The following is an 8,491-nucleotide window of genomic DNA, read 5'->3' on the forward strand; positions in this document are numbered from 1 at the left end:
CAGTAGATCGACCGGGTGAACGGACTGCTTGAGGACTTTCTGCGCGTCACCTGCACGTTCGTCGGCGACCCCCCCACGAGGTCCACCGGCGCGGCGTCGCTCAGCGTGCTCCGGACCGCAGCAGGTCGACTCGTCGGTGCAGTCGTCCCGGGGCGACCAGGGACACCACGAGGAGCGCCGCCCAGAAGACGGCGGCCGTCCACCACCACGGCGAGGACAGGACGGCGAGCACCACGCTGAGCAGCAGAAGGGCGGCGCCGGACAGGCGCGCCCGGACGCGGGCGGTGTCCAGCTGGGCCACGCGGTCCTCCGCGATGCGCAGTGCGGTCAGCCGCAGCGCCTCGTCCTCGGGCACCGGTCCTCGCCGCGCCGCACGTTCAGCGGCTGCCCGATCGACATCGGTCAGCGGGCCACCGGCAGCGACGCTGTCCCGGACCTGCCGGGCGACCATGAACCCGAGGACAGGGGCACAGATGGCGGCGGTGAGCACGCCGGTGGGCACCGCCGCCGTCCAGGTCGCGTCGCGCCCGAAACGGAAGAGCAGCACGAAGAAGGGGGTGATGAGCAGCCCCATCAGCACCGCCAGCTGCCACCGCGGAGCGCGGATCATCCAGGCGTTCACCCCGGCATGGTGACGGCCCTGGCCGGCCCGTCCGAGGGCTGTCACCTGATCAGGTGACGGCGCGGGACGTCAGCTGCCCGGGCTGACCAGTGACTGGCCAGATGGCCGCCGGTCACCAGGCGGGTGGTGCGTCCTCCGGGGTCAGCTCGTCCGAGGACTCGAGCGCGCCCGGCTCGAACAGCACGGTGAGCCGTCCCCGCTCGTCCACGCCCACCCGGGCCCGCACGCCGTAGACCCGGGCGATGAGCTCCGCGGTGAGCACCTCCCGCGGCGGGCCAGCGGCCACCGCCCGACCGCGCTCCAGGATGATCACCTCGTCGCAGAAGATCGCCGCGAGGTTGAGGTCGTGCAGGGCGATGACGCTGGTGACCGGCAGCCGCGAGACCAGCGACAGCAGCTCCAGCTGGTGGCGGATGTCCAGGTGGTTGGTCGGCTCGTCCAGCAGCAGCTCCCGCGGCTCCTGGGCCAGCGCGCGGGCGATGTGGGCGCGCTGCCGCTCGCCGCCGGAGAGGGTGTGCCAGCGCTGATCCGCCTTGTCGGCGAGCCCGGTGTGCCGCAGCGCCTCGGCAACGGCCTCCTCGTCGCGGGTCGCCGAGGCGGTCCCGAAGGAGCCGCGGTGCGGGATCCGGCCGAGCCGCACGACGTCCCGGACGCGGATGTCGACGTCGGTGTCGGCGTGCTGGCTGACCACTGCCACGGACCGGGCGATGTCGCGCCGGGCGAGGGAGCTGAGCTCGGCGCCGTCGAGGGTGACGACCCCCGACTCGGGCTTGGCGGTGCCGTTGAGCAGCCGGAGCAGGGAGGACTTGCCCGAGCCGTTCGGCCCCAGCAGGCCGATCGTCGTCCCGGGAGCCGGGCGCAGGGTGACCTCGTCGACGACGAGCTTGCCGCCGCGGTGCCACACGACCCGGTCCGCCTGGAGGGTCACTGGCCCCGCCGGTTCCGCACCAGGATCAGCACGAAGGCCGGCACGCCCACCAGCGCCGTCCCGACCCCGACCGGCAGCGGCGTGGGCTGGAACGCCACCCGGGAGACGGCGTCGACCCACACCATGAAGACGGCGCCGATCAGCGCGGTGGCCGGGATCAACCCGGCGTGCCGGGGCCCGAAGAGGAACCGCGCGGCGTGCGGGAGCACCAGGCCCACGAAGCCGATGGCGCCGGTGACGCTCACCAGCGTCGCCGTGATGAGCGCGGTGAGCACCAGCAGGCCGAGCCGCACACGGGCCACCGCGATGCCCAGCGAGGCAGCGATCTCGTCGCCGAAGGAGAAGGCGTCCAGCGCGTGGGAGTAGGCCAGGCACAGCGCGATGCCCACGGCGACGACGACGGCGCACAGCGCCACGTCGTCCCAGCGGACGCCCTCCAGCGACCCCAGCAGCCAGAACATCACGCCGCGGGTCTCGTCGGCGTCGGCGAAGGCGAAGATGACGAAGGAGGTCAGCGCGGAGAACAGCTGCGTGCTGGCCACGCCGGCCAGGATGACCCGGTCGGTGCCCCCACCGGCCAGCCGGGCCAGCAGCATGACCAGGGCGAAGGCCAGCAGCGCACCGATGAAGGCCCCACCGGACAGGCCGATCACGGACCCGCCGACCCCGAGGACGCCGATCACCACCGCACCGGTGGAGGCGCCGGAGGAGATCCCCAGCAGGAAGGGGTCGGCCAGCGGGTTGCGCAGCAGGGACTGCATCACCGCACCACAGATGCCCAGGCCGGCTCCGGCCGCCGCCGCGGTGAGCGCGCGTGGCAGCCGCTCCTCCCAGACGATCGCGTCCTTCACCACCCGGACCGGGATGTCGGCGAGCCCGAGGTGGTTGAGCAGCACGTCGCGGACGTTCACCAGCGAGACGTCCGCCGGCCCGAGCGTGATCGCGGCACCCACCGACAGGGCCACCGCGACGATCCCGCCGACCAGCAGCAGCACCACCCGCAGCGTGCTCCCGGGCGACGTCCCGGACCCGCTCCCGGTCCCGTCCGTGACGGGGGTGGTCACGGCGGTCAGGGTGCCTGCCCGATCTCGTCCAGGCCGTCGGCCAGCTTCTCCAGCGCGTCGACGAAGCGGATGGAGGGGTTCATCTCGGCACCGTGCAGCGCGATGTAGTCCTCCTCCTGGACGGCCTGCATCGAGCTGGTCAGCGGATCGGAGGCCAGGAAGTCCTTCTTGTCCGCCAGCCGGTCACCGGGGAACCGGTCGCGCTGCAGGTCGCCGAGGACCAGCACGTCCGGCTCCCGCTCGACCACGGTCTCCCACCCGACCGCGGTCCAGTCGTCGTCGAGGTCGGCGAAGACGTTCTCCGCACCGACGGTGGTGGCCAGCAGGTTCGCCCCGCCGAGGCCGCCGGCCACGTAGGGGGACTTGGTGTCGGCGAACCAGAAGGCGATGGTGCGGTCGCTGGCCTCGATCCGGTCGGTCGCGGCGTCCGCGCGCTCCTGCAGCTCGGCGATGAGCTCGTCCCCGCGGGACGAGACGTCGAAGATCTCCGCCAGCTCACGGATCTCCTCGTACACGGAGTCGATCTCGAGCGGCCGGGTGCGGGTGCCGCCCCCGTTGATGAGCAGCTCGCCCTCGCAGTCGGCCGGCGACAGGTAGGCGTCGACGCCGGTCTCCGCCAGCCGCGCCCGCTCGACCACGCCGCCGGTGCGGTAGTGCCGGGCGAAGGAGGCGGTCACGAAGTCGGGATCGGAGTCGAGCAGGACCTCGTAGCTGGGCGCGTTGTCGGACAGCCGCGGCACCGAGGCGTTGGCCTCGGCGAGCTCGGGCAGGACCGGGTCGGTCCAGGACGCGGTGCCGACCAGCCGGTCCTCCAGACCCAGCGCGAGCAGGATCTCCGTCGAGCCCTGGTCGAGGGAGACGACCCGCTGCGGCGCGGCCTCGAAGGTCATCGACTCACCGCAGTTGTCGACCACGAGCGGGTAGTCGGTGGCGTTCTCGCCCTCGGTCGCGACCTCGGCCTCCGGGACCACCTCGGAGGCGCCACAGGCAGTGAGCGAGAGAACGGCGGCGATGGCGAGGCCCGCCCGGCTGGAGGACGTGCGCATGGTCGTGGGTCCCTGTCGATGGTCCGGGCGCGCGGCCCGACCTGCTGTCAGGAGGGCGCACGTACACCGGAGGCGTGCTGAGGCTTGCCTAAGCTACCTGCGGCCGCCCGGTGACAGGGAACCGGCTGTCCGCCTCAGCGGAGCAGGTCGGCGTACCGGGACAGGTACAGCGGCCAGCCGGCGTCGTCCGCCACCCCGTCACGAACGGCCTGCCAGTCATCGCCGTGCCGGTCGAGGTGGCGGTGCTCCAGCTCCACCCGGGTCAGCCGCGGCCCTTCGGCGACGAATCGGACCTCCACCTCACTGGTGTGCTCGGGGTCCGTCTCCACCTGCCACTGCGGGTTGATGTCCCAGCTGAAGACGACCCGGTCCGGCGGGTCGAAGGCCAGGACACGCGCCCAGCGGCACTCGCTGCCGTCGACACCCCGGTCGGTGATGTGGCCGCCGACCTCCGGGTCGAAGACGGTCTCGGCGATCGGCACCCCGAGCAGGTTGTGCTCCGGTGGCTTGAAGTCGCCGAACCGCTCGGTGAACGTCGCGAAGGCCCGGTCGATCGGTGCGTGGACGACGATCTGCCGGCGGACCACGAGTGCGGCTGTCTCGGTCATGGCTGCTCCTGTGTCGGTCGTGCGGTGACGTCCGGCTCGGCGATGTCCTGGTAGCCGTGGAGGGCCCGCTGCCAGAACGTGTCGAGCTGGTCCCGGAGGGCACCGAGGCCCTCGGGGCTGAGCCGGTAGACCCGGCGGGTGCCGACTGCGCGGTCGGTGACGAGCCCGGCGTCCTTCAGCACCCTGAGGTGCTGGGACACGGCCGGCCGACTGATCGGCAACTCGTCGGCGAGCTCGCCGACGGCCTGTGGCCGCTCGGCCAACGACGCGACGATCGCGCGCCGGGTGGGGTCACCCAACGCCTCCCAGCCGTCACGCGCTTGGTAAGCAGGCACGAACGTAAGCTAGGGCTTACGGAGCACTGAGGTCAAGGCCCCGGGCCCGCTCAGGGGCGGGGGTTGTTGCGCGTCCAGCCGCGGTCGTCCCGGCGAGCGCCCTGGGCTGCGCGACAGCGCCGGCAGACGGCCTGCACGCCCTCCGCGTGCCGGCCCGACTCCGGCTGCACGTCGGCCCAGCTGACGTGCGGGAACCGGGCGAGCCGGGACCTGCTCAGCGACAGCCCGCAGACGGTCTCGTTGTGCCCCTGCAGCCAGGCGTGCACCTCGCCTGCGGGGTACCGGACGCCGTCGTCCGGGTCGGTCCACTGGTCGGCGGCCGCGACCGCGGCGCTGCGTGCCATGGACGACCCGGTACCCGCTGGAGGCGCCCTCAGCCGGGCTGTCCCCGACGGAACCGGGCGGGCCGTCGCACCGTGTCCTCGCGCGCCCACCGGGTGGGGCCCCAGGTGACCTGGTCCGGGGAGGGCAACGGGAGCGGGTCGCCGTGCGAGGTGACGTCCAGCCGGGCCAGCCGGCCGTCCTCGACGAAGAGGAGCACCCCGCCCACCGGCGTCCCGTCGGCACCGACGACGGTGCCCTCGACCGGCGCCGGACCGCTGGCCGGCGCGGCCGGCACGTCCTCGGGCACCTGCAGGTCGAGGGTCCCGCACCCGCAGCGGCAGCCCGGCGTCGAGGTGGCCCGGCCGACCTGGGCCCGCAGCTCGGCGACGCCGAGGAAGTCGTGGGCGAGGAGGGCGTCGAGCAGCTCGCGCGCCTCGTCGGTCAGGGGGCGAGGGCTCTGGTCGGCCCGCGGCCCGGCATCAGCAGCGGTCATGTCCCCCAGTGTCGCCCGCGCCCCGGCGAGCGACACGACCGGCGGGTGGCGTGGCTCCACGGTCCAGAGCGGATCGGCCGCGGAGGTGTGGCACCGTGTCGCCGTGCTCGCCCGCCCCCGTGCCCGCCCGACGGGCCTGCGGTGACGCAGGGCGTCCGCAGCTCGGCCGGCCGCCCGACCCCCGCTCGCGGCTTCCACCACCCGGGCCGGGTCATCGCCGGCGCCTTCGCCGTGGCCGTCGCTGTCGGCACCGCACTGCTGTCGCTGCCCATCGCCGTCGCCGGCCCCGGCCGCGCCGACCTCCTCACCGCGCTGTTCCACGCCACGTCCGCGGTGTGCGTCACCGGACTGGTCACCGTCGACACCGGCACCTACTGGTCGGGCTTCGGCCAGGCCGTGATCCTGCTGCTCATCCAGGCCGGCGGCCTCGGGATCATGACGCTGGCCACCCTGCTCGCGGTGGTGCTGTCCCGCCGGCTGGGGCTCCGGGCCCGGCTGATCGCCCAGGCGGAGACCAAGGCGCTGTCCGCCGCGGACGTCCGCCGGGTCATCCGCAGGGTGGTGCTCTTCAGCCTCGGCGTCGAGGCCGTGGTCGCCGTCGTGCTCGGGATCCGGTTCGCCACCGGTTACGACCAGCCGCTGTCGTCGGCGGCCTACTCGGGTGTGTTCCACGCCGTCTCGGCGTTCAACAACGCCGGCTTCGGGCTCAACGCCGACAGCCTCATGCAGTACGTGGCCGACCCGTGGATCAGCCTGACCATCTGCGTCGCCGTCATCCTCGGCGGCCTGGGCTTCCCGGTGGTCTTCGAGCTGGTCCGCGAGTGGCGGACGCCGAAGAGCTGGTCGGTGCTCACCCGGATCACCGTCATCGTCACCGTCGTCCTGCTCGTCGGCGGGACCCTGCTGTTCCTGGTCGCCGAGGGCGGCAACCCCGGGACCCTCGGCCCGCTGGGCGCCGGGGCGACGTTGCTGGCCGCGTTCACCGCGGCGGTGATGCCGCGCACCGCCGGGTTCAACAACCTCGACATCGCCGCCTACCAGCCCGAGACTCTGCTGCTCACCGACGCGCTGATGTTCATCGGCGGCGGCAGCGCCGGGACCGCCGGCGGCATCAAGGTGACCACCTTCGGCCTGCTGGCCTACGTCCTGTGGGCGGAGATGCGCGGCGACCCCGACGTCGAGGTCGGCCGTCGCCGGGTGCCGAGCACCAACCAGCGCCAGGCGCTGGCGATCGCACTGCTCGGCATCGGCGTGGTCGCCGTCGCCACCTTCGTCATGGAGGCCCTCACCGACTTCAGCTTCGACGTGGTGCTCTTCGAGGTCGTCTCCGCCTTCTCCACCGTCGGCCTGTCCACCGGCATCACCGCCGACGTCCCGCCAGCGGGGCAGGTGCTGCTCGTGCTGCTCATGTACATCGGCCGGATCGGGCCGCTCACCCTGGCGTCGGGGCTCGCGCTCCGCGACCGCGGCCGCCGGCACCAACTCCCCGAGGAGAGGACCATCGTTGGCTAGCCACAAGGACCCCGTCGCCGTGCTCGGCCTGGGTCGGTTCGGCACCGCACTCGCCCTGGAGCTGGCCCGCGGCGGCACCGAGGTGCTCGCCGTGGACAACCGGCCCGACATCGTCCAGCGACTGTCCGGGCAGCTGGGCCAGGTCGTCATCGCCGACTCCACCGACGCCGACGCGCTGACCGAGATCGGCATCGCCGACTTCAGCCGCGTCGTCGTGGCCATCGGCGGCCACCTCGAGGCCAGCATCCTCACCACCGCGCTGCTGTCCGAGCTCGAGATCCCCGACATCTGGGCCAAGGCCGTGACCCGGCAGCAGGCGACCATCCTGAGCCGCATCGGCGCCCATCACGTGGTCTTCCCCGAGCAGGAGATGGGCGAGCGGATCGCGCACCTGGTCGCCGGCCGGCTGCTGGACTGGGTGGAGCTGGACCCGCAGTGGGTCTTCGCCAAGACCAAGCCGCCGAGGGAGATCGTCGGCGTCCCGCTCGGCCAGACCGGCCTGCGGAAGAAGCACCACGTCACCGTGGTGTCGGTGAAGCCGGAGAACACGGCGAGCTACACCCACGCCGGCTACGACACCGTGCTGACCTACGGCGCGGAGATCGTCATCGCCGGCCGGCCGGTCGACGTGGAGCGCTTCGTCGAGCTGCAGTGACCAGCTGGTGCCCCCGGCAGGACTCGAACCTGCGGCACACGGTTTAGGAAACCGATCCAAACCCTGCGGGAAACCGCAACCCGAGCACTTGACCTACAAAGACGGCAGCGGACTGCAAGGAGATGCAGGTTTCTGCGCCTGATCGTGACACGGATGTGTCACGCGGCGCCGAAGGCAGCCGGTACTACTGGTCCCTGACACGACTCCCTGTCCGATGTCACCGGGGCCATGGGCCTTGCGTGGGAGGTCCGCGGTCTGGTCAGTCGGTCCACGTCTCGTGCAGCCACCGAAGCCAGACCGTGGCCAGGCTGATCGCCAGCAGCGAGTTCCCCGGCGTGTACAGCGCCGCGTTGACCGCGTGCGCGGTCCCGGTCCGCGAGAACCGCGGACTCCGTTTCCGGTAGTCGTAGCCGTTGTAGGCGGGCGGAATCCCAGCCGTCACCATCCGCAGCCGCATCTCCAGAAGGGAGACGGTGTCCTCGTCGAAATCGGGCAGGCGCTTGATCTCCGCGCGCAGAGCCTTCACCCCGCCGACATGGTGTTGCTCCAAGCCGGTGTCCAGGACGTTCGTTGCGAGGGCTTGTGCGGCCCGGGTGCGGCCCACGCGGTGGGTGTCGACGGCCTCTCGTGCGAACTCCACCAGTTCCGTCAGGTCCTCGTGGGTGGTCTCCGTCAGGGAGGCAACGCAGTCGTCGAGGATGGTTGCAACGTGCTCAGTCAGGACACGGGCGCGGTCATCGGCTGTGTCTGCGGCCAGCAGCAGTCGCAGCACGTCCTCGCGGGGAACCCAAACGAGCCCAACCCGCTGTTCCTCACTGATCTCGACCAGCCGGGTCCAGCCCTCGACGTCTAGGGCGTGTCTCCTAACCGCTTGAGCCAGAGGGTGACCGCACGCAGGACTGCT

The 8,491-nt window shown here is 72.4% G+C and carries 11 protein-coding genes; 2 read left to right on the plus strand and 9 right to left on the minus strand.

Annotated elements, in window-relative coordinates; translation table 11 throughout:
- Window positions 1–100: 100 nt before the first annotated feature.
- The 8 genes from IN07_RS12545 to IN07_RS24015 all read right to left on the minus strand — a co-directional run bounded on the left by IN07_RS12545 (window position 101) and on the right by IN07_RS24015 (window position 5,420).
- Window positions 101–622, minus strand: a complete 522-nt coding sequence (locus IN07_RS12545) for a hypothetical protein (RefSeq protein ID WP_036336230.1) — start codon at window positions 620–622, stop codon at window positions 101–103.
- 112 nt (window positions 623–734) lie between these two features.
- On the minus strand, window positions 735–1,550 hold the full coding sequence (locus IN07_RS12550) for an ABC transporter ATP-binding protein (protein ID WP_052091208.1): 816 nt from the start codon (window positions 1,548–1,550) through the stop codon (window positions 735–737).
- Complete coding sequence (locus tag IN07_RS12555; RefSeq protein WP_156119167.1) at window positions 1,547–2,614, minus strand: FecCD family ABC transporter permease; 1,068 nt, start codon at window positions 2,612–2,614, stop codon at window positions 1,547–1,549. The genes IN07_RS12550 and IN07_RS12555 overlap by 4 nt, the downstream gene beginning before the upstream one ends.
- A gap of 5 nt (window positions 2,615–2,619) precedes the next feature.
- On the minus strand, window positions 2,620–3,660 hold the full coding sequence (locus IN07_RS12560; RefSeq protein WP_036336232.1) for an ABC transporter substrate-binding protein: 1,041 nt from the start codon (window positions 3,658–3,660) through the stop codon (window positions 2,620–2,622).
- Between the two features lie 134 nt (window positions 3,661–3,794).
- Window positions 3,795–4,268, minus strand: coding sequence for an SRPBCC family protein (locus IN07_RS12565; RefSeq protein ID WP_036336233.1), 474 nt, complete (start codon window positions 4,266–4,268; stop codon window positions 3,795–3,797).
- Window positions 4,265–4,603, minus strand: coding sequence for an ArsR/SmtB family transcription factor (locus IN07_RS12570; protein WP_036336234.1), 339 nt, complete (start codon window positions 4,601–4,603; stop codon window positions 4,265–4,267). Before IN07_RS12570 ends, IN07_RS12565 begins: the two co-directional genes overlap by 4 nt.
- A 50-nt stretch (window positions 4,604–4,653) precedes the next feature.
- The gene (locus tag IN07_RS12575) at window positions 4,654–4,947 is read right to left on the minus strand and encodes a hypothetical protein (RefSeq protein ID WP_036336235.1); all 294 of its coding nucleotides are present in this window, start codon (window positions 4,945–4,947) and stop codon (window positions 4,654–4,656) included.
- Between the two features lie 29 nt (window positions 4,948–4,976).
- Window positions 4,977–5,420 (minus strand): hypothetical protein, encoded by a 444-nt coding sequence (locus IN07_RS24015; protein ID WP_156119168.1) that lies wholly within the window; start codon window positions 5,418–5,420, stop codon window positions 4,977–4,979.
- A 141-nt stretch (window positions 5,421–5,561) separates the two neighbouring features.
- Here IN07_RS24015 and IN07_RS12585 point away from each other — a divergent pair, with 141 nt between their 5' ends.
- Complete coding sequence (locus IN07_RS12585) at window positions 5,562–6,932, plus strand: TrkH family potassium uptake protein (protein WP_036336236.1); 1,371 nt, start codon at window positions 5,562–5,564, stop codon at window positions 6,930–6,932.
- Entirely contained in the window at window positions 6,925–7,587 is a 663-nt protein-coding gene (locus IN07_RS12590; RefSeq protein WP_036336237.1) for a potassium channel family protein, read from the plus strand. The genes IN07_RS12585 and IN07_RS12590 overlap by 8 nt, the downstream gene beginning before the upstream one ends.
- A gap of 259 nt (window positions 7,588–7,846) precedes the next feature.
- On the opposite strand, the gene IN07_RS12595 is transcribed toward IN07_RS12590, so the two are convergent.
- Window positions 7,847–8,491, minus strand: a 645-nt coding sequence (locus IN07_RS12595; RefSeq protein ID WP_231558259.1) for a hypothetical protein, incomplete at its 5' end; no start/stop codon positions are given.

Source organism: Modestobacter caceresii, assembly GCF_000761485.1.
In the GTDB taxonomy this organism is placed as follows: Bacteria; Actinomycetota; Actinomycetes; order Mycobacteriales; family Geodermatophilaceae; genus Modestobacter; species Modestobacter caceresii.